Source organism: Chryseobacterium sp. FR048 (assembly GCF_056844665.1).
Genome location: NZ_JBXDSE010000003.1, coordinates 514,890 through 537,719, shown reverse-complemented (window position 1 = coordinate 537,719; position 22,830 = coordinate 514,890). Strand labels below are relative to the sequence as shown.

The 22,830-nt window shown below is 36.2% G+C and carries 18 protein-coding genes; 13 read left to right on the top strand and 5 right to left on the bottom strand.

The genetic code is table 11. From position 1 onward, the window contains the following. Positions 1–10 precede the first annotated feature (10 nt). Positions 11–610 (top strand): hypothetical protein, encoded by a 600-nt coding sequence (locus AC106K_RS11795; protein ID WP_482445499.1) that lies wholly within the window; start codon positions 11–13, stop codon positions 608–610. Positions 611–669: 59 nt separating this feature from the next. Here AC106K_RS11795 and AC106K_RS11790 read toward each other — a convergent pair whose 3' ends face one another. Then, positions 670–900, bottom strand: a complete 231-nt coding sequence (locus AC106K_RS11790) for a hypothetical protein (protein WP_482445498.1) — start codon at positions 898–900, stop codon at positions 670–672. Positions 901–1,078: 178 nt separating this feature from the next. Continuing rightward, the gene (locus AC106K_RS11785; RefSeq protein WP_482445496.1) at positions 1,079–1,969 is read right to left on the bottom strand and encodes a DUF72 domain-containing protein; all 891 of its coding nucleotides are present in this window, start codon (positions 1,967–1,969) and stop codon (positions 1,079–1,081) included. Between the two features lie 365 nt (positions 1,970–2,334). On the opposite strand from AC106K_RS11785, the gene AC106K_RS11780 reads away from it, so the two are divergent. Continuing rightward, positions 2,335–5,520, top strand: coding sequence for a TonB-dependent receptor (locus tag AC106K_RS11780; RefSeq protein ID WP_482445494.1), 3,186 nt, complete (start codon positions 2,335–2,337; stop codon positions 5,518–5,520). 349 nt (positions 5,521–5,869) lie between these two features. Here the strand turns inward: AC106K_RS11780 and AC106K_RS11775 are convergent, their stop codons facing one another. From AC106K_RS11775 to AC106K_RS11765, 3 genes are all read right to left on the bottom strand, one after another. Continuing rightward, positions 5,870–7,528: a ribonucleoside-diphosphate reductase subunit alpha gene (locus AC106K_RS11775; protein ID WP_482445493.1), complete on the bottom strand. Its 1,659-nt coding sequence runs from the start codon at positions 7,526–7,528 to the stop codon at positions 5,870–5,872. A 55-nt stretch (positions 7,529–7,583) separates the two neighbouring features. Next, positions 7,584–7,874 (bottom strand): hypothetical protein, encoded by a 291-nt coding sequence (locus tag AC106K_RS11770; RefSeq protein WP_482445492.1) that lies wholly within the window; start codon positions 7,872–7,874, stop codon positions 7,584–7,586. A gap of 124 nt (positions 7,875–7,998) precedes the next feature. Beyond that, entirely contained in the window at positions 7,999–8,973 is a 975-nt protein-coding gene (locus AC106K_RS11765; protein WP_047095854.1) for a ribonucleotide-diphosphate reductase subunit beta, read from the bottom strand. Between the two features lie 424 nt (positions 8,974–9,397). Between AC106K_RS11765 and AC106K_RS11760 the strand changes: the two genes are divergently transcribed. The 11 genes from AC106K_RS11760 (at position 9,398) to AC106K_RS11710 (ending at position 22,826) form a co-directional block, all read left to right on the top strand. Further along, a complete protein-coding gene (locus AC106K_RS11760; protein WP_482445490.1) occupies positions 9,398–10,087 on the top strand; it encodes an ABC transporter ATP-binding protein in 690 nt (229 codons plus the stop codon). Between the two features lie 92 nt (positions 10,088–10,179). After that, on the top strand, positions 10,180–11,409 hold the full coding sequence (locus AC106K_RS11755) for an ABC transporter permease (RefSeq protein WP_482445488.1): 1,230 nt from the start codon (positions 10,180–10,182) through the stop codon (positions 11,407–11,409). 138 nt (positions 11,410–11,547) lie between these two features. Beyond that, the gene (locus AC106K_RS11750; protein WP_482445486.1) at positions 11,548–12,819 is read left to right on the top strand and encodes an ABC transporter permease; all 1,272 of its coding nucleotides are present in this window, start codon (positions 11,548–11,550) and stop codon (positions 12,817–12,819) included. Between the two features lie 119 nt (positions 12,820–12,938). Beyond that, positions 12,939–14,150, top strand: a complete 1,212-nt coding sequence (locus tag AC106K_RS11745; RefSeq protein ID WP_482445484.1) for an efflux RND transporter periplasmic adaptor subunit — start codon at positions 12,939–12,941, stop codon at positions 14,148–14,150. Between the two features lie 117 nt (positions 14,151–14,267). Further along, positions 14,268–14,834 carry a hypothetical protein gene (locus AC106K_RS11740; RefSeq protein WP_482445482.1) on the top strand — a complete coding sequence of 189 codons (567 nt, stop codon included), beginning with the start codon at positions 14,268–14,270 and terminating at the stop codon, positions 14,832–14,834. Between the two features lie 94 nt (positions 14,835–14,928). Then, complete coding sequence (locus AC106K_RS11735; protein WP_482445480.1) at positions 14,929–16,443, top strand: glycosyltransferase family 39 protein; 1,515 nt, start codon at positions 14,929–14,931, stop codon at positions 16,441–16,443. A gap of 112 nt (positions 16,444–16,555) precedes the next feature. After that, positions 16,556–17,461, top strand: coding sequence for an NAD(P)/FAD-dependent oxidoreductase (locus AC106K_RS11730; protein WP_482445478.1), 906 nt, complete (start codon positions 16,556–16,558; stop codon positions 17,459–17,461). A 150-nt stretch (positions 17,462–17,611) separates the two neighbouring features. Beyond that, positions 17,612–18,877, top strand: a complete 1,266-nt coding sequence (gene glyA, locus AC106K_RS11725; RefSeq protein ID WP_482445477.1) for a serine hydroxymethyltransferase — start codon at positions 17,612–17,614, stop codon at positions 18,875–18,877. Between the two features lie 55 nt (positions 18,878–18,932). Beyond that, positions 18,933–19,391 carry a regulatory protein RecX gene (locus tag AC106K_RS11720; RefSeq protein WP_482445475.1) on the top strand — a complete coding sequence of 153 codons (459 nt, stop codon included), beginning with the start codon at positions 18,933–18,935 and terminating at the stop codon, positions 19,389–19,391. A gap of 643 nt (positions 19,392–20,034) precedes the next feature. Beyond that, positions 20,035–21,963, top strand: a complete 1,929-nt coding sequence (locus AC106K_RS11715; protein WP_482445474.1) for a polysaccharide biosynthesis protein — start codon at positions 20,035–20,037, stop codon at positions 21,961–21,963. Between the two features lie 38 nt (positions 21,964–22,001). Next, complete coding sequence (locus AC106K_RS11710; protein WP_482445472.1) at positions 22,002–22,826, top strand: polysaccharide biosynthesis/export family protein; 825 nt, start codon at positions 22,002–22,004, stop codon at positions 22,824–22,826. Positions 22,827–22,830: the final 4 nt, after the last annotated feature.

Sequence of the window (22,830 nt, the reverse complement as noted above, 5' to 3'; positions counted from 1 at the left end):
TTTGTAAAATATGACACTGATTATTTTTATAATATTTCTGGCTTCCGTTCTTTCTTTAGTCCTGTTCAAGGTCAAATCCGGGGGAATGGCGAAATGGGCCAAACTGTTTCGTATCGTAACAGTGGTTGCTTCGATTTCTGTTTTTACTTATTGGTTTATCAAGAAAAGTGCAGTGGCATTTGTAGCCAATTCAGTAGGATTACAGGTAGTCAATAAGTTGCCGCAGACATTGGATTTCTATCTGATCAATGTGAACAAGACAGACAAAAATACGACGCTTGAGCCTAAACATATCGGAAAAATACGCCCGGAATACTACAGAATAGAGTACCTGAAAATGGATAAATCTGATGAGTATTGGATTGCGGGGTATCTGGGGAAGAAGAATTTAGTCTATTTTTCTCAACATTCTGTACCTAATAAGAATATTGATCAGATTGTGGAAGTACAGAACTACATCAACCAGAGTATGAAGCTTTCTGATGCAGCCAAAAAACAGGTAGATGCCTATAATTATGAAAATACGAAACTGGGAATCTGGATCACATTAGATTTTCTGTTGCTGTTTCTGAATCTGGTATTGCTTTTAAAGAAAAGCAAAAGCCATTAAAATCCTGTAGAGGTAATGAGTAATCGGTTAAAATCACTCATTACCCATTCTCTTATCCGCTAGGGGTAATCCAGGATCTGCATCACCTGCTCCTTGAACTCTTCAGGGCAGCTCCGCACCAGTTTATCTTTATTCTGTTTGCTGATCTGGCTCGGTTTCAGCCACTCAACTTTGTTGGAATCTAAGCTATGATTATCGAATACTCTTTTGATTGTGTGATTGTCATAAAAGATATATTCATCGCCAAGCCAATTGCTGGCAATACTGATTTTACAAATTTCCTTTTCCATGTCTAATTTTTTTATATACATACCGTTTAGTGAAATACGGTATACTCTAATGTATGAAAAAATCTCTTATGAAAAGGGTTTTGAAGCTTTTTGGTCTTAAATTAAAATGAGTCTATTTAATTTTTTTAAGGTTGAATAATCAGTACTTTTTAAGCAATTGCTGCAATCTGCAAGTCATTTAAAAGAGGGTACCCGTACTTTCCGTTGCCATTTGTGGAATATGAATGTCGGTTTTCCATTCTTCATTCAGTTTCCTGATAAAATAAGCTGATAATAGAGGAGAAGCTTTCTCAATATTTTGGTGTACGAAGAAATAAAGATTCTGAAGGCCTTCCTTTTTCCATTTTGTAAGATGTTTCAACCAGTCGTCCAGTCTCTCGTAATCGCTTTCTGCATTGGCTCCTACGTAACGGATAAATGCATTAGGAGTGGTAAGGCGCATATGAAGCATATCTCTTCTTCCGGCAGTATCTACTATGATATTGGTGATATTGTGAGCCTCAAACAGCTCGCAGGTCGTATTGAGGATCTCTTCATCTGTAAACCATTCCGTATTTCTGAGCTCTATAGCCAAAGGAACTTCTTTGGGCCATTCTTTTACAAATTTCTCCAGCCTGTCGTAATCTTTAGGTTTAAAATTATCATGAAGCTGAAGAAAAGCCATTCCCAGTTTTTCGTCAAAATTAATAACTGCTGAAGCAAAATGAGTAACGGGATCCGTCACATCAATCAGTCTTCTGAAATGAGAAACTGTATTGGTGATTTTAGGGAAGAACTTAAAATTTTCAGGAGTTTTTTCCTTCCATGTTTTTACCTGATCAGGAGTGGGCATTCCGTAGAAAGTAGCATTCAGCTCAATGGAGTTGAACTGAGTGGCATAATACGTCAGTTCGTCTTTTGTTCCTTTAGGATAAAAGCCTTTAAGGTCGGTTTTATTCCATTTGGCACATCCGATAGAGATATTTTCCAATCCTTTTTTATTAAGGCTTAAAATTTCCTTGGTTCTGGAATGGTCCTTGGGTAGGGTGAAATCTATTTTTGATGGGTCTTCTACTTGTCCGAATTTCATATCTGTTGTGTTATAGCATTAAACAATAAACACAAATATAAACCAAAAAATTATAGAAGTTTCTATGATTTTTAAGGGAAATGATTATAGTAAAAACGACTGTTTTTTAGGTGTTTATAAATTGCTATTTAAATTCTATTACATAATTCTATTGTGAAAACAGGTTTGAGATGAATTTTATTTAAAGATTTTTAAAGAAGATAAACAATTATTAGTAATATGAAAATTATTTAAAGATGTCGGGCGATTGCTATTAAGTTTTTTTTAAGGAAATGTTAAACATTAGGTCATGTAATGTTAATTTTATGTTACCACACTTCATATTTACTAGATCTAATTTTACACCAGATTTAGTAATTAAAAAAATGAAGAAAAAATTAATCTGTGCTTTTGCCTTACTATCTTTTGGATTCGCATTTTCACAGGAAACCAGTTCTAAGATTTTTGGAAGATTAAAAGGAGTTTCTTCCGAAGTTACAGTGAAGGTCGTGCATGTCCCTACCAACAGTACTTTTGAAACCAAAAGTAACAGTAAAGGGCAATTCAGCTTAGATAACCTTCAGCCGGGTGGTCCTTATACTCTTGAAATTTCGGATGGGTCACAGGTTATTTACGAAAATAAGAACCTGCAGCTTTCTCTGGGAAATAATGATTTGCCTGTGGTGGAAGTAGGAACTAAGGAAAAAAACATTGATGAGGTGAAGCTTAGTTCGAAAAAGTCAGGTGCCAAATTCGGAGTCGGTATCAGTCAGGCTCAGATTTCAGGATTACCTAATATCAACAGGGGAATTCAGGATGTAACAAAACTGGTTCCTCAAAGTGCCAACAACTCTTTCAACGGAACTAATTTCCGTTATAATAACGTTACTATTGACGGTTCCATCAACAACGATGCTATTGGTTTCAGCCCATCTTTAGGAGGACAGACCGGAACTTCAGGGATGCCCGGAAGCAGTACCCGTTCCAATTCCATAAGTCTTGATGCGATTCAGGATGTACAGGTGTATATTGCTCCTTATGATGTGAAACTGGGGAATTTCCTTGGAGGAAGCATCAATGCTGTAACCCGAAGCGGAAGTAATGACGTTACCGGATCTATGTATGTATACGGAAGAAATGCAGCAATTACAGGGAATAACAGAGTTGGAGACAATTCCAAAATGCCAAAAGACTTCTCAGATTTTATCTATGGTGGAAGAGTAGGTCTGCCGATCGTAAGGGATAAGGTGTTTTTATTTACCAATTTAGAATATACCAAGAGAACAGATCCTGTGTTTTATAATGCCGGTGATCAGGGTGCATTAATCGATCAGGCTACCGCTCAGAACCTTTCCGATTTTATCCGTAACAAATATGGTTTCAACGTTGGAAGTTTTAATCAATACAATAACTTCTCCGAAAGTGCTAAGATTTTCAATAAATTAGATTGGAAAATCAATGACAAGCACACCTTATCCATCAAAAATAATACGGTATTCTCACAGGCCTCTAATCTTGAGAGAGATGGAGCCAATTTCAGATTTGCCAGCATGGATTTTGTTCAGAAGAATACCGCTTCTACAACTACCCTTGAATTTAAAAGCCGCTTTAATGATAAATGGAGTAATAACTTCGTAGCCGGATATTCTTCTATTCACGATTACAGGGATCCTACTTCAGGAAATGCAATGTTCCCACAGGTAGAAATCAGCTATAACGGCGGGACTATTCTCTTGGGGAATGACAGGGAGGCAACTGTTTTCAATATGAAACAGAAGACTTTGGAAATCACAGATAACCTTACATACAAAACAGGAAATCATACGTTCTTATTGGGAACTCACAATGAGTTTTACAACATCAATTATGGGTTCGTGAATGCATTAAACGGTAGAATTTCTTACAAAAGTCTGAATGATTTTTATAATGGTAACCCTTCCAGAATCAGAGGAACTTATCCTTTCAATGGAGACAGCAGACAAACTCTTTTCGACAATCCTTATGCTCAGTACAAAGTAAATCTTCTTTCAGTGTATTTACAGGATGAAATCAACTGGGGAAGAGTGCGATTGTCACCGGGAATCAGGGTAGATTACACCGATCTACCCAATAAACCGCAGCTAAGTCCATTAGTACAAAATTCGCCACAAGATCCGAATTATGGAAAAACCTATACTTATACTCCTTTAAGCCAGCTTACCAATGATTATCTGAATAAACCTACTTTATCTCCAAGATTAGGATTTACGGTTGACCTTACAGAAGACCGATCTGTAGTAATGAGAGGAGGTTCCGGAATTTTTGTAGGAAGAATTCCTTTTGCATGGCTTGGATATGCTTATTATAATGATGGAGTAGGATTTGGAAGCTATGACTATAATGCGCCAACAGCAGGACAGCTTGCAACAAACGGAGATCCGCTGGTTGGTTCCAATTTCCCGAAATGGCAGAATTCTTCAAAGGTACAGGTAGACCTTGTGGATAACAATTTTAAAATGCCAAGAGTATGGAGAAGCTCTTTAGGATTTGATTATACCGTTAAAGGTTATAAGTTTACTTTAGAAGGTATTTATACCAAAGTATTATATGATCTTAAATTCCAGCAGGTAAACAAAACGGATAATGTGACGTATTACAGCTATGATGTAAACCACGAGATGCCAATCTATACCACAAATATCAATAACAATTTCTCGAATGCTTATCTTCTTTCCAATACCAAAGAAGGGTACCGCTACAATCTGACGGCACAGCTTGCAAAATCTTATAATTTTGGATTAAATTTCTTTGTGGCCTATACTTATGGTGATGCTAAAGATATTACCAACGGGATAAGAAACTCTATGGAAAGTAACTGGCAGATGAATCAGTCCCTGACTCCTAATGATCCTAAACTGACCACTTCTAACTTTGCCATCAAAAACAGAATTGTGGCCAATATCGGCTATGGCTTTAATACTTCAAAGCTGAACCGATTATCTGCGAATATCTACTTCAATGCACAATCAGGAAATCCTTTCACCTGGGGATTTGTCAACAGTACTATTGCCAATACGGGACAGGCTGCAGGTCTATCTTATATCTTTAAAGATGCTGCCGAAGCTGCCAAATACATAGCTCCTATCAAAGACGGTTCCGGAAATATACTGGTAAGTGCTCAACAGCAGGTTGCAGATTATGAGAACTTTATCAACAATAATGATTACCTGAAATCAAGAAGAGGGAAGTTTACAGAAAGAAATGGTGATGTTACCCCTTGGAATATTCAGGCAGATATAAGGATCATGGATGAAATCAGACTGAGTGAAAAATCTAAGAACAGCATCCAGATTTCATTAAGCATTATCAACTTTACCAATTTACTGAATAAAGATTGGGGGAAAGTGTATTTTGTACCGAATACTTTCAATTCTACAGCGAGTGTAGGGCTTACCAAAGTAGGAAATATTGCAACAGGCCAGCCTTCAGCGGGAGATCCTACCTATAACTTTAAAACACCGGGATTGCCTTATACAATTGATCAGTTCGCATCAAGATTCCAGGCTCAATTGGGAATCAGATACAACTTTTAATCATTATTTTATATTACTTCATACCCTTCTTTTTCATAGGTCCGGATTTTCTTTCCGGATCTTTTTGTTATATAATGATAGGTAATGAATAAAAACATCTTAGTTCAGGTCACATGAATAAATAATGTAAAAAGACAATAAATCTGTGATTAAAATCAATATATCCTATTCAATAGGAACGGACTTTAGCCCGTTCTCAAAAAGATCAATATTCCATTGGCTTTAGCCAAAACCTATTTTGTGAACCCAATAATAAATGGATTTACCAATATTACCATGATTTATTCAAAATAAAAAAAGCACACCTTTCGGCATGCTTTTGTAAATATAGCGTGTTTATTACTTGATCCTATGCTTCACAGCTTGAGCATGATACGAAGTTCACCATCATTTCTTTCGAAACGGAAGAACTTCTTTGATAGTAAAGTGTTTTTACTCCTTTTTTCCAAGCTTCAATGTAAAGGTAGTTTACATCTTTTACAGGCATTGTAGAAGGAATCTGAAGATTCAGCGACTGTGCCTGGTCAATATATTGTTGTCTCTGTGCAGCCTGAGAAATGATCTCCATTGGAGAAATCTCTTTGAATGTTTTGAATACTGCTTTTTCTTCAGGAGTAAGTTCATTCAGGTGCTGTACAGATCCGTGGTTCAACATGATGGTTCTCCATGTTTCTTCATTGTCCAATCCTTTATCTTTCAGCAGTTTTGCCAGATATTTGTTCTTACGCATAAAGTTTCCTTTTGCAAGACCTGCTTTATAATAGTTGGAAGAGAAAGGCTCAATTCCCGGAGAAGTCTGTCCTAAGATAGCAGAACTTGAAGTGGTAGGAGCAATGGCCATTGTGGTGGTATTTCTCAATCCGTATCCTTTCAATACTTCCGGTTCTCCATAGATGTTGGCAAGCTCTCTTGAAGCCTGCTCAGCCTGTTCTTTAATATGTCTGAATGCTCTTGCGTTGAACTGAGTCGCTTCAAAGCTTTCAAACGGAATCATATTTTTCTGTAAATAAGAGTGGTATCCTAAAACACCTAATCCAAGAGCTCTGTGACGCATTGCAAAGTTTCTTGCTCCCTGTAGGTAATAGTTACCTTCAGTTTTGTCAATAAACTCAGATAAAACAGCATCCAGGAAGTATACAGCTAGTTTTACTGCATCTGTATCTTTCCATTCATCATAAAGTTCAAGGTTCATAGAAGACAGACAGCAGATGAAAGACTCATCCATTGTTGAAGGAAGCATGATCTCAGAACAAAGATTACTTGCGTTTACAGTCATTCCGTGATCTTTGTAGACCTGCGGTTTATTTCTGTTTACGTTGTCTGTGAAGAAAATATAAGGAAGTCCTTTTTGCTGGCGGCTTTCCAATACTCTTGCCCAAATTTTACGTTTGTCCATATCACCGTCGATCATATCCTGCATCCAGTAGTCGGGTACACAAATTCCGGTAAACAGATTCTGAATTGGGCTACCAATATCTTTAATGGATAAAAATTCTTCAATATCTCCGTGGTCAATATCTAAGTAAGCAGCAAAAGCACCTCTTCTTACGCCACCCTGAGAAACAACATCCATCGCTGTATCAAAAAGCTTCATGAATGAAACTGCTCCTGAAGATTTTCCGTTATCTGTTACAGCAGTTCCTCTGTTTCTCAATTCTCCGAAATATCCTGAAGTACCTCCTCCAATCTTAGTCTGCATGATTACTTCACCCATTTTGTGAGTAATACCTTCAATACTGTCCGGAATGTGAACGTTGAAACATGAGATAGGAAGACCTCTCTCTGTTCCCATATTAGCCCATACAGGAGAAGAGAAACTGATCCATCCTTTAGTGATCATTTCTTTGAATGCCGGTTGAAGTTCAGGTTTGTATAACCTTTTTGCTGCAGCAGTGGTAATTCTGTCGATAGCTCCGTCTACCGTTTCACCTTTCAACAGGTATCCTCTGTTCAGCATCTGCTCAGACTCTTCGTTGAGCCACCATATATTTGAATTTTGCTCTTCCATAGATGTTATATTTTCGAATTCCGGGATGAGATGGTCACCCCGGAATTTTGTTTTTTTATAATATTGATTGTAAAAGTTCTACTTTGTGGGAGCCGTTAAGGCCACTTTCATCCCTTAATTTCTGAAATTCTTTAAAAGACGGTACATTCAAAACTTCATGCTGAATCTCTTCATTGATGTAGTTTGAATAATGTACAAAAGTAACGCCATCTTCCTTCACATACACTTTATATTCAAAGGTGGACTGATCCAGATTTTTTAAATCCTCCAGAAACTTTTGAATATTTGTCTTATTGCTTGGGACAAATTCCGGGTTTACGGTGTAGGTTACGATTACATTGATCATCTTTTATATTTGTGTTGGTTACTATTTGCCATTCCAGGGATGAAGAATAGGGTATTCAACTTATTCGGAATGACGAAATGCTAATACGATCTGCTTTGACGCTCGCTTCGCTCGCGCCCTTATATTAAAACAAATCGTTGGCTGTAATACTCTTATCGTGTTTTGTATAGTCAACAGGTCTTTTCGCAAAGAAATCGTCTAATGAATTGGCGAAAACTTCTTCCTCGAACCATACCATTGGTCTGTATTGTTCAGGAGTGATGTTGTATCTTGTTTTCATGTTGATTTTCTTCAAGCTGTCATCCACACGGTATTTCATGAAGTTAAGAAGGTCTTCTTTAGATACGTTGTCAATTTCACCCAATTCAAAGATCCAGCTCAGAATATCTCCTTCTCTTTCGATAGACTCGTCTACAAGAGTGTAGATGTCTTCAATATCGCTGTCTGTCAATAGATCCGGTTGTTCTTCGCGGATTTTATTGATCAGGTAGATTCCTGCATTGGCGTGAATTTGCTCATCTACAGAAGTCCATGCAATGATATTGGAAACATTTTTCATAAATCCTTTGAATCTTGTGAAAGAAAGGATAATGGCAAATTGAGAGAAAAGAGAAACGTTTTCTACTAAAATACTGAATAATAATAATGCCGAAACGTATTCTTTAGGTGTAGCAGAATTGGCGTGTTTCAAAGCATTTCCAAGAAACTCGATTCTTCCTTTTACAGCAGGTATTTCAATTACGTTAAGGAATTCGTCATTATATCCCAATACCTCCAATAGACGGGAATAAGCTTCAGAATGACGGAATTCGCATTCCGCAAAAGTAGATCCTAATCCATTGAATTCCGGTTTTGGCAGGTGATTGTATAAATTTCCCCAGAATGTCTTTACAGACACCTCGATCTGTGCAATGGCTAACAGCGCATTTTTCACAGCGTGCTTTTCATGTGGTTCCAACTGCGAATGAAAATCCTGAACATCTGCAGTAAAGTCCACTTCCGAATGCACCCAGAACGATTTGTTGATGGCTTCTACAAATTGAAGAACCTCCGGGTATTCAAATGGCTTATAACTTACTCTTTTATCAAAAATTCCCATATTAAATATCTTTATAATTAAATAATTTAGATCCCTGTGGATAACGTTCCGGAAATACTTAACTTTTTGTTTTTCTGCTTATTGTGAATCGTACTTATTCACTTTCGCAATTCCATATTTCTTGTAAAGAACTAGATACAAAGTTCGAAAAAAAGAACTGATTTTAAAAGAGGTAAATACTAATAGGCTGACTTTTAGCTGTAAAAGTTTTCCACATTTACATGAAACGGGCTCGGGTAATAGGCTAGACGGCAATCTTGGGGATAAAAGGTAGCAAATCTGTAGTTACAGTTAAACATTAAAATGTAAATCACTATAAATAAAGGGTTAGTAGATTAAACAAAAAAATATTTGAATAAATTTTCATTCTTGTAACAATTTGAAAATATCATCTACTTATTGGGTATAAAACATACATCACTTAATGTTAGTAATTCAGGATTTAAATAAATCATACGATACAGGGAAAAGCAAGCTTCATGTTCTCAAAGGAATTAATCTGAATATTTCTGAAGGGGAGTTTGTTTCTATTATGGGAAGTTCTGGTTCCGGAAAATCTACGCTGCTTAATATTATTGGGATTCTGGATGAAAAAGATTCAGGAACCTATGAATTGGATGGAGTGCCTATCGAACATTTATCTGAAATAAAAGCTGCAGAATACAGAAGTAAGTTTTTAGGATTTATTTTTCAGTCTTTTAACCTTATCAATTACAAAACAGCTTTGGAAAATGTAGCACTTCCTCTGTACTATCAGAATGTACCGAGAAAAGAGCGAAATAAGAAAGCACTGGAATATCTGGAGAAAGTAGGACTTGCACAATGGGCAAATCATCTTCCGAGTGAACTTTCCGGAGGGCAGAAACAGAGGGTCGCTATTGCAAGGGCGCTGATTACTGATCCAAAAGTAGTATTGGCAGATGAACCTACAGGAGCATTAGATTCAAAAACTACCCATGATATTATGAAACTTCTTCAGGATATTAACAATGAAGGAAAGACCATCATAGTAGTAACCCACGAACCCGATGTTGCTGCACAGACCAAGAGGAATGTCGTACTGAAAGACGGGATTATTGAAAGTGATGAGTTTATTAAGCAGATTGTGCTTTAGACCATTTGATAATTTGAAAATGAGATAATTTGAAAATTTAATGATTCGGTTTTTAATCTTTAAATTTTTCAATCTTTTAATACCAATAAAAAATGTTTGACCTAGATCGTTGGCAGGAAATATTCAGTTCTATCCGCAGTAATATACTTCGGACGGTTCTTTCCGGATTTACTGTGGCTTTGGGATTATTTATTTTCATTGTCCTTTTCGGAATCGGAAAGGGGCTTCAGAATGCTTTCTCGGAAGGGTTTGCAGGAGATGCCAAAAATCTGATTACCATTTATACAGGGAAGACCACTTTGGCTTATAAAGGGCTGCAGTCTGACAGAAATGTTACCATGAATAATGATGATTACGATTTTCTGGTCAAAACAGATAAAGAAAAGGTGGGAGCATCCAGCCCAAGATATGCTGCTAACCTGATGGTAAAATATGGTAAAGAGAGTGGTCTTTATCAGGTACATGGAGCAGAGCCCGGAGAACAGATTATTGAAAATAGAAATGTTATTGACGGTCGTTATATCAATTCTTTTGACCTGGAAAGGAAGCAGAATGTTGCGGTAATCGGAAGAATGGTCCAGAGAGATCTGATTAAAAACGGAAGTTCTATAGGAAAAGAACTGGACATTAACGGAACCATGTTCAAAGTGATAGGGGTATTCTCTGATGACGGAGGAGATAGAGACGAAAGACATATCACTGTTCCGATCACGACCTTACAGCAAATGAAAAAAGGGTCTGATACAGTCAATACCGCTTATATTGCATACAATGAAAAGCTTACTCCTGAACAGGCCATCAAGTATGGTGATGAGCTGAGAGATAAATTGAAAGCCAGAAAGAATGTTTCTCCCGATGACGAAAACGGAGTCCGTGTCTGGAATAATGCTAAAAATATGAACGATACCTTTGTATTTATGGCTGTTCTTACAGCAATCGTAGGATTTATTGGTCTTGGAACCTTGTTAGCCGGAATTATCGGGATCAGTAATATCATGGTTTACATTGTGAAAGAAAGAACCAAAGAAATCGGGGTAAGAAAAGCGATAGGTGCAAAACCTGGAGGAATTGTTGCCCTTATTGTTCAGGAAAGTGTGGTCATTACGGTTATTTCAGGATTTGTAGGAGTTGGAGTAGGTGTTTTGACGCTGAATATGCTTGGGAATAGCCTGGAGGAATTCTTTATTAAAAGCCCAAGTGTAGGCTGGGGAACTATTATCATGGCATTTATTGCATTGGTTTTCTCAGGATTGGTAGCAGGATTTGTTCCGGCATACAGAGCTTCGAAAATTAAACCGATTGAAGCCTTGAGAACGGAATAATTATTTGGCTAAAAGGCGAAATTGCAAAATGGCAAAAAGTGAAAAGGCTAAAGAAGCTTTTGGGCTGAGGTAGCTAAGACATAAAAAGAATAAAAGGGGGCATCATGTGCTCATTGTTTAAACTTATAATTCAGAAAGGTGAATATCATATTCAAAAAAGATACTTGGCAGGAGATCTATTATTCATTGAGGAATAATAAACTCCGTACATTTCTTACCATGATTGGTGTAGGATGGGGGATGTTCTTATATGTAAGCCTTCTTGGGGCAGCAAAAGGAATGGAAAATGGTTTTAATAAATTGTTTTCCGGTTTTGCGACCAACTCCATTTTTCTATGGGCGCAAAAAACATCTATTCCGTACGAGGGCTTTCCCAAAGGAAGAGATGTTCATCTGAACCTTTCTGATATGGAGGTGCTGAAAAAGAAAATAACGGATATAGATTATATTTCTCCTCAGAATTCAAGAGGAAGCTTTACCGGATTGCCGGGAGAATCAATGTCACGAAACGGTAAAAATGCAACCTATGCTCTAACGGGTGACTACTCTGTAGGGAATAAAATATCAGAAAAGAAACTTATTTTCGGACGCTATATCAATGATGCAGATGTCTCCGGGAATAAAAATGTAGTGGTAATCGGAGAAGAGATTTATAAGAACTTTTTTGATGCTAAGAAAAATGAAAATCCACTTGGAAAATCGATCAATATCAAAGGGATCTTCTTTAATGTGATTGGTGTTTTCCGGGTGAAAAAGGGAGGCGGTTTTGAAAGCGATCAGTCAGCTTTTATTCCACTTTCTACCTATACCAAAATGTATAATGCGGGCGAGCAGGTAGATTTATTTGCGATTGTAGGTAAACCTACTGCTGACCTTAATGTGGTGGAAGATCAGGTAAAACAGATCTTAAAATCCAAAAATAAAGTTTCCCCTGAGGATACCAATGCTTTCGGAAGTGCCAATGTGCAGAAAGAATTTAAAAAACTGACAGGTTTCCTTACGGGAATGCAGCTGCTGACGATCATTGTGGGAACCCTTACAATCCTTGCCGGAGTTATTGCCATTTCAAATATCCTTTTGATCACGGTAAAAGAAAGAACCAAGGAGATCGGGATCAGAAGGGCATTAGGAGCAAAGCCGGCCGAAGTAAGAAACCAGATCTTGCTGGAAAGTGTGGTGATTACACTGTCCTCGGGGCTCTTAGGTTTTATGTCCGGAATTTTTGTGCTGATGATTTTAAATGCGGTGACACAGGGACAGGATTCATTTCCTTTCTATAACCCGACAGTAAACTACGGAAATGTATTTGCTGCAATGGCAGTCATGGTGATCTTAGGATTGATTATCGGGATGATTCCGGCGCAGAGAGCGGTGAAGATCAGGCCGATTGAAGCATTAAGATCAGAATAATTAATTTGAAAATGATATAATCTGAAAATTTGAAAATGAAAAACGATCAGTAACCATGAGGTATGAATCTTTTAATTTTTAAATCTTTCAATCCATTAATTAAAAAATAAACTATACATATGAAAAAGAAATTCACTTGGAAAAAAGCCATTTATATTGTGTTAGGGCTTTTCTTTGCAGTGGCATTGTTCTCAGGGATTGGCTATCTTATAAAATCGAATTCCAAAGAAGGTGAGGCTTTCCTTACCCGTAAACCTACCATTCAGAATATGGATGATAAGGTAATGGCAACAGGGAAGATCGTACCAAGAGAAGAAATTGAAATAAAACCCAATATTACAGGGATTATCGATAAAATTTTAGTGAAGGAAGGAGATAAAGTAGAAGTAGGGCAGCTGATTGCTACCGTGAGAATCGTACCAAGTATTTCTGAAGTAAATGCTGCTCAGCAGGAAGTTCAGAATGCACAGATTCAGATCAGCAACGCGCAGATGAATGTAGGAAATATGCAGAAGCAGTTCGAAATGCAGGATAAACTCTATAAGCAAGGGGTGGCTTCTAAACAGGATTTTCTGAATGCTCAGCAACAATTATTCTCTCAACAGCAAACCCTTAAAAATGCTCAGCAGCAGCTGAATACTGCACAAAAAAGATTACAGATCGCTAAAACAGGTGCTACTCCTGAACTTCAGGGTCAGGGACTAGCCACTACGCAGATCCGTTCAAAAGCTTCAGGAACCGTGCTTGAAGTTCCGGTGAAATTGGGAAGCCAGGTAATTGAAGCGAACAACTTCAACGCAGGAACAACAATCTGTTCCGTAGCAGATCTGAACTCTCTGATCTTTAAAGGTGAAATTGATGAAGCTCAGGCCGGAAAACTGAAACAGGGAATGGATATGAATATCGTGATCGGGGCACTACAAAACAAGACTTTCCCGGGTAAACTTACCATGATTGCTCCTAAAGGAAAAGATAATGCAGGTACCATCAAGTTCCCGGTAGAAGGAAATGTTGAGAACCCTAATAATGAATACATCAGAGCAGGTTTTTCTGCCAATGGAGAAATCGTATTAAGCTCCCAGAAAAATGCTTTATTGATGGATGAATCTTTGGTACAGTACGAAAAGAAACAGGGGAAAGATGTTCCTTTCGTAGAAGTGAAGCAGAAAGACGGGAAATTTAAAAAAGTATATCTTAAACTTGGAGCCAGCGATGGGATCAATGTTCAGATTCTTCCAGGGTCTGAGATTACAAAAGATTCTGAGGTGAAAGTTTGGAATCCGTCTGATAAAGACAAAGAAGAATTGAAAGAAAAAGCGAAAGCAAAATAATAAACTCACTATAAACTACTAAACTGTTAGGTCCCGGGGAAATATTTCTTCGGGATCTTTTTACTCCTGAAGATAGGAGGCAAATAATTCCTACATTTGAATTTAAATAATCAAAAAATGTGCAGATACGCCGAAAAGACTTATAAATCCCATTATGCCTGTTTTCAATGCCGAAAAGTATTTAAACAGCCGGATGCGTATGATATTCTGAAGCGGATCAGAAAAGAAAAAATATACCATGAGCCTGATGGTAAATCGATTCGTAAAGTAGGAGCTCTTTTCACAAAAGCACAGTGTGATCAGTTGGATGGATTAATCTCGGAAATAGAAAGCCGTATCATAAAATGTCCAGAATGCAGCAGTACAATGGCTGATCTTGGAAAAGATTTTAAAGCCCCCCCTAAAACAGCGGTAAAAGAATGGAAGATCATAGAAAGTCTTTTTAAAATAGGTAAAAGTTTTCATAGCTGTGGTTGCGATGGGATAGGATATATCCCCCAAAACCCTAAAGATTATGAAATTTATCTGAAGGCTGCTTTGCATAGCTATCAGGAATCTTTGGCTTCCTACCAGAACAGATCTATAGAAGAATGTGCTGATAAAATGGAGGCTGTTAACTACTGGTCGGATAAAATTACGAACATAAAAGATGAAATGATTCGTCAGAGATTGTTGCCGGCATAAAAGGAAGAATGATCCTTTTATAATAGCGAAAGATTTTGGAGTTGTAACATAAAAGGTATTTAAATTGTCTTACTCTTAGTTCAAACGATAATCTATGAAAAAAAGCTATTGGATTCTCATTCTTTTTATTCTTGCTAAATTTATACTTCAGTATTCACTGATCAGTCCGGAATATGAATTGCAGCGGGATGAGTATCTGCACCTTGACCAAGCCAATCATCTTGCCTGGGGGTATCTGTCCGTTCCTCCTGTTACTTCCTGGATTTCCTGGCTGATAAAAATTTTAGGAAACTCTGTATTCTGGGTTAAATTTTTTCCTGCTCTGTTGGGAGCGTTGACAATGTTTGTGGTCTGGAAAGCAATTGAAGAACTAAAAGGAGGACTGTTTGCTCTTGTGCTGGCTTCTCTGGGTCTTTTGCTTTCAGTATTACTCCGAATCAATATCCTATATCAGCCCAATTCTATTGATATATTTTTATGGACACTATTTTTTTATATTCTGATAAAATATGTAAATACAGAGAAAGTAAAATGGTTGTATTGGGGAGCCATTGTTTTTGGATTCGGTATTTTGAGTAAATATAATATTGCATTTCTTGCATTAGGTTTTATTCCTGCGATTTTGGTGACCAGACAAAGAAAAATATTTACGAATCCTCATGTATATTGGTCGGTTCTTATAGCTTTAATGATCATTTCGCCTAATCTTTTCTGGCAGTATAATAACGGTTTTCCGGTTATTCATCACATGAAAGAGCTTTCAGAAACACAATTGGTTAATGTAAACAGATTTGATTTTTTCAAATCTCAACTTCTTTTCTTTATAGGAGTAGCTTTTGTGATTCTTTTGGGTTTTTATGCCCTTCTGTTTTATAAGCCATTTGAGAAATTTCGTTTTTTCTTCTGGGGGTATGTTATAACCATTGGATTGTTTGTGTTTTTTAAAGCTAAAAATTATTATGCTATTGGATTGTATCCTATTTACATAGGTTTTGGTTCTGTTTATCTTGATTACCTTCTTAAAAGTGGCTGGAAGCGTTTTCTTAGACCGGTTTGTCTTTTACATCCGGTAATTTTATTTATTCCGATCTATAATGTTTCATTTCCAAACAAGAGCGCTGAGTTTATTGCAAGCCATCCTGAAGATTATAGGAAATTTGGAGATCTCCGCTGGGAAGATGGGAAAGATCATGCTATACCACAAGATTTTGCAGATATGTTGGGTTGGAAAGAGTTGGCTCAAAAAGTAGATCATGAATATTCCAGCCTGTCAAAAACAGGAAACACATTAGTGCTTTGTGATAATTATGGACAGGCTGGAGCGATTAATTATTACTCAACCAAAGGAATAAAAGCAGTTTCATTCAATGCAGATTATATCAATTGGTTTGATTTAAGTAAAAAATATAAAAACCTGATCAGAGTGAAAGATCGTCCTGAAGATGAACTTCAAAAAACCGGAGTCTTTTTTGAATATTCCAAAATAGCAGGTTTTGTTACCAACAAATATGCAAGAGAAAAAGGAAGCGTGATTTTCAGATTTGAAGGAGCTAAAATAGACATACGAAAAAGGCTTCAGGATGAAATCATAAAAGTTAAAAACAGATAGTGTAAAAAATAACTTTAAACTTAAATAGATACAATAGAAAATCACTATTGCAATTTTGTTGCAATAGTGATTTTTGTTTTAACTTTGCTCCATTAACTATCAAATATCAACTATGGAAAATAAAAACTTCGATGTCATCATTATAGGCGGAAGCTATTCAGGATTGTCTGCCGGAATGGCTTTGGGAAGATCTTTAAGAAATACTTTAATTATTGACAACGGGAAACCCTGCAACAGGCAGACTCCACATTCACACAATTTTATCACCCACGACGGAAAAACTCCAAAGGAAATCTCAGAACTGGCTAAAAAAGATGTTGAAAAATATGAAACAGTTCATTTTTACAACGGAACAGTTGTAAAAGCATCGAAAATCAACATTGGCTTTGAAGTTGAAATAGAATCCGGTGAGAAAATCTATGCAAAAAAACTGATATTGGCTTCCGGGGTCAAAGATAAGATGCCGGATATTCCCGGTTTTGCAGAATGCTGGGGAATTTCTGTGTTACATTGCCCATACTGTCATGGCTATGAAGTCAAAAATGAAGTCACCGGAATTCTTTCCAATGGAGAAATGGCTTTCGAATTTTCCAAGCTGGTTTTTAATCTGACCAAAAATCTGACCCTGTTTACCAACGGAAAAGCACTTCTCTCCGATGAGCAGATACTAAAGCTGAAACAAAATAAGATCAGTCTTAATGAAAATGAGATAGAAAAATTTGAACATCAGAACGGAACGATCCAAAGAATGATCTTTAAAAACGGAGATTCAGTTTCATTGCATGCACTTTATGCTAAAATTCCTTTTGAACAGAATATCAATGCATCGGAAAATCTGGGATGTGAACTTACCGAGCAAGGATTCATCCAGATAGACTTTATGCAGAAAACAACCGTTCCCGGAGTTTTTGCCTGTGGAGACAATGTGACGATGATGAGATCTGTGGCTAATGCTGTAGCACAGGGGAATTTTACAGGAGCGATGGTGAATAAAGAACTTTCAGAAGAGGAATTCTAACTCTTTTTTTTATGAAAATAAAAGCAAAAACAGTTTAAATTTACTTTGGATTATTTCGCTTTTGGGTGTTTAAAAATCATTCTTTTCATACCAATATCTCGGCGAAAAATCCGTACATTTGGGGTGAAAATTTCAAAAACTAAAAGTAAAATGGATATTATTTTCGACCTGATTGAAAAGGAAAGACAAAGACAAACCCATGGATTAGAGCTTATCGCATCAGAAAACTTTGTTTCTGAAAATGTGATGAAAGCAATGGGAAGTGTACTGACAAACAAATATGCTGAAGGATACCCCGGAAAGAGATATTACGGAGGTTGTGAAGTAGTAGATGAGGTTGAAACACTGGCAATCAACAGAGCAAAAGAACTTTTCGGAGTAGACTATGTGAACGTTCAGCCACATTCCGGTTCTCAGGCGAATGCTGCCATTTATCTTGCCGTTTTGAAACCAGGAGATAAGATCATGGGGATGGACCTTTCGATGGGAGGGCACCTTACTCACGGTTCTGCTGTAAACTTTTCCGGAATACAATATAACGTAGTTTCTTACGGAGTTCAGCAGGAAACAGGTCTTATTGATTATGACCAAATGAGAGAAGTAGCATTGAGAGAAAAACCAAAAATGCTTATCGCAGGTTTTTCAGCATACTCAAGAGACTTAGACTATGCTAAATTCAGAGAGGTAGCAGATGAAGTTGGGGCAACACTTTGGGCAGACATCGCTCACCCGGCTGGTTTAGTGGCAAAAGGATTGCTAAACTCTCCATTTGAACACTGCCATGTAGTAACAACTACTACACACAAGACTTTAAGAGGTCCTAGAGGTGGTATGATCATGATGGGGAAAGATTTTGAAAATACTTACGGACACAAAACTCCAAAAGGAGAAATCAAAATGATGAGCCAGGTATTGGATGGAGCTGTATTCCCAGGAATTCAGGGAGGTCCGCTTGAGCATGTAATTGCCGGTAAAGCAGTTGCTTTCGGAGAAGCATTGGATGGTCAGTTCGAAACTTATGCAAAACAGGTTAAAGCAAATGCACAGGCATTATCAAAAGCGATGATCAACAGAGGTTTTGATATTGTAAGTGGAGGAACAGACAATCACCTGATGCTGGTAGACCTTAGAAATAAGGGCGTAAACGGTAAAGAAACAGAAAAAGCATTAGTGCTTGCAGATATTACTTGTAACAAAAACATGGTTCCTTTTGATGATAAATCTCCATTCACTACATCTGGTATCAGATTAGGAACGGCTGCCATTACGACAAGAGGACTTAAAGAAAATGATATGGATACTATTGCAGGGTTAATCTCTGAAGTGGTAGATAATATCAAAAATGAAGAAGTTCTTGCATCAGTAAGAAAGAATGTTAATGAGTTAATGGAAGGTAAAGCCCTATTCAACTACTAATAGGATTTATAATATCATATAAAGAATGGGCGTGAGCTCATTCTTTTTTTATACAATGGAAAAAAAATCTTTTACTTTTGACGAAATTAAGCAAAAACTGGTCAGCTACTGCGTTTACCAGGATCGCTGTCATGCAGAAGTAGAACAGAAGATGAGAGAATTTTTGCTGATTGATGAAGCGAAAGAAGAAATTATCCTGTATCTCCTGAAAGAAAACTACCTCAATGAAGAGCGGTTTACCCGAAGTTATATCAGAGGTAAGTTTTACATCAAGCATTGGGGGAGAAATAAGATCAGAATGAATCTGAAACAGAAGCAGATATCCGAAAGGCTGATCAATTCCTGTTTTGATGAAATCTATGAAGAAGACTATACCAAAACCATCACAAGAATCTATGAAGATTACTTTTCTAAGCAGAAAGGATTGCAGGAATATCAAAAAAAATCGAAAACTATAAAATATCTCATGAGCAGAGGTTTTGAATATGAGAAAATAAATGATATTTTTGACTAAAAATTAAACACAGCAAAGATAGGGGAAGAAAAAAACGAGTATTACCATATATATAAAAGGTAACAACTTGAAAACGTATAGAAATACCTGATATAAAAGAAATTTTTCAAAATAGTACTCAACATAGGTGAACTTAAGATTATTCATTCATGACGAATTTTTCTTTGTTATATTTTCAAGAATGAATTTTTATCAATTGGAAGATACGGTAAAATTCAATTGATGAAAATGTACTAAGATTAATCATCATTTTATTGAGTACAAACATTTAAATATTATTGAAGAAAATAAAAATTAAAAAATAAATTCTAATAAAATAATCAAGAACACAGAACCTTATAGTGAATGATGTATTGGTATATATGATTTGAAAAAGTCATTTTTTTTGAAATTATATTTATGGTATACTTTTTGACCGTAGTTTGTGTTTATTGATAGAATACAATTTTTTTGATGATAATAACAAGAATAGGGCAAAGAATGTTCTGATACATCTCAGAAATTGAATTTATTTTTTGAAATCTAAAGGATAGATGATATTTTATTTTAATTTTGCATGAATACCATAAATGCAAAAAAGCATTTTAAATTAGTAACCAAGATTAGTACCGTATTAATTAATATATGAACACCAATAAAGACAATGTATAATTCTCTTAGGAAAAAAATATTTGGAGGAGATAATGTTGTCAATCTCTCAGACGTAAGATATCTTCCCAGATGGATAGTACTCATAATTGATATTATTATTTTGGGAATCTCACTGTTTCTTTCAACTTATATTATCGAAAAAATTACACAGAAAGAGTTTATTTATCATGAAGATAAAAGTATTGTTTTTGCTTCTATCATTGTGGTAAATACTATATTCATGTACCTCTTTAAAACTTATGCGGGAATCATAAGGCATTCAACATTTATAGATCTGTTCAAACTGTTGGTGTCATGTTTTTGTACAATGTTTGCTATAGGGACGATTAATATGTTCTATTTCTGGACTACCGGAGGCAAATTTATTCTTGCTCCTTATTTAGTTCTATATTTTATAATTTCCTTTATGGGATTATTTCTCTTCAGACTTTATGTAAAAGAATTTTTTCATATAGTAAGAGAATACAGAAGAAGTGCTTTGAAAAAAAGAATTTTGGTGTTGGGTATTGATGAGCAGTCTATCGCCATTGCCCGTGCTATTCTTGATAATCCAAGTTTACCATATCATGTTGTAGGATTTCTTACTCAAAGAACGGATTCCAAAAGGGCATCTTTATTGGGGAAACCTATTTATGAAAAACAAAAGATTGAAGAGAATACAAAAGACGATCTTGTTATCGATGGGGTTCTTATTGTTAAAGAAATGATGGCCAGGGATGAAATGAATTCATGGGTGAATTTATTTTTGGAAAAAGATCTGAATGTTTTCAAGGCTCCCTCAGTACAAAAACTCAGAGACAGCGACTTAGGAGGGTCTATCAAAAATCTTCAAATTGAGGATTTGTTAAACAGAAAGCCTATCAAGATCCAAAATGAAAAAATTAAAAGCAGGCATTTTGAAAAAATTGTCTTAGTGACAGGAGGTGCTGGCTCTATAGGAAGTGAGATTGTAAGACAGGTGGCTTTGGTGAATCCTTCCTTAATTGTTGTATTGGATCAGGCTGAAACACCGCTTTATGAAATTGAACTTGAAATGAGGGATAAGTTTCCCCATATCGCATTCAAATTTGTTTTGGGAGATGTTTCAAATCAGCATAGAATGGAAGCTTTGTTCCAAATGTATAACTTTTCAATGGTATACCATGCTGCCGCTTATAAGCATGTTCCTTTAGTAGAAGAAAATCCGCATGAAGCTATTTTTGTTAATATATTAGGATCAAAGATTGTTGCAAAACTATCCAGTAAATATAACGTGAATAGATTTGTGATGATATCTACTGATAAAGCAGTAAACCCAACAAATGTAATGGGGGCTTCCAAGCGTGCCGCTGAATTGTTTGTACAGTCTCTTCAGAATCTGGAGGGTAATACAACCAAATTTATTACTACAAGATTTGGAAATGTATTGGGATCTAACGGTTCTGTTATACCACATTTTAAAAAACAAATTGAGGCAGGAGGACCTGTGACCATTACCCATCCTGAGATTGTAAGATATTTTATGACAATTCCGGAAGCTTGCGAATTGGTTTTGCAGGCAGGAACAATGGGTGAAGGGGGAGAAATTTTCGTTTTTGATATGGGTGAACCTGTTAAAATCTTAGATCTTGCCAATAGAATGATAAAGCTTTCAGGATTTGAACCGAATATAGATATTAAGATTGTTTATACAGGTTTAAGACCTGGTGAAAAACTTTATGAAGAACTTTTAAGTGATAATGCAAAAACTCTTCCAACGCATAATGAGAAGATTATGATTTCTAAAGATCCATCAATGGGATTCGAAGAAATAGACTTATTGACCAGACAGATCACTAAAGCTTCTTTACGAAGAGATAAAGTGGAAGTCGTAAAAATTTTAAAGACCATTGTGCCTGAATTTAGAAGTAATAATTCTATCTATGAGGCGTTAGATAAATAGAAAAATATAAATGTATATTTGTACAATTTAAAAATATAATGAAAGGAAAAATATTAGCAGTAGTATTGGCATCTTCTTTAGTGATTTCCTGTAAAGTAAATCCTAATGCTAAGAATGATTTAAATTATATGCAGAATATAGAGCAGGTTGCCATTAATGCCTCTGCAAAAAATTCAGTTAACACAATACAGGTTGGTGATCAGCTTGTCATTCTTATTACAGCAAAAGATGCAGATGTTGTAAAACCTTTTAATCAAAACTATTCTTCATCAGAGTTTATTCAGACAAATGCTGTGGCTGGAGGGAATACTCCCAATCAAGGAGCTACAACAATTACTGGACCTACATATATTGTAGATGCAAACGGAGATATTGATTTTCCGATTTTAGGTAAAATCAATACATCGGGTAAGAGTTTACTTGAACTTAAAGATGAAGTAAGAGATAAAATGACAAGATTTGTCATTAATCCGACAGTAAGTATAAGACTTGCTAATTTTAAAGTGACAGTATTAGGGGAAGTGAATAGGCAGGGAGACTATACAATTGCAAATGGACAGGCTACTATTTGGAATGCACTAGGTCTTGCCGGCGATTTGACTCAATATGGGAAAAGAGATGAAGTTTTGGTTATCAGAACCGAAAACGGAGTTGTTTCACATGGGCGTGTCAGTCTTTTGGATGCTAATCTGATTAACTCTCCTTATTATAATCTTAAACAAGGGGATGCCATTATTGTTTCTTCAAACAATACAAAGGATGTCTTGGCAAAACAAAATCCAAATACAGGTCTTTACCTGACAGCAATTTCTATTGGTGTTACAGCCATAGCAGTAGTAATAAGTTTATTTAATAAGAAATAAAAAT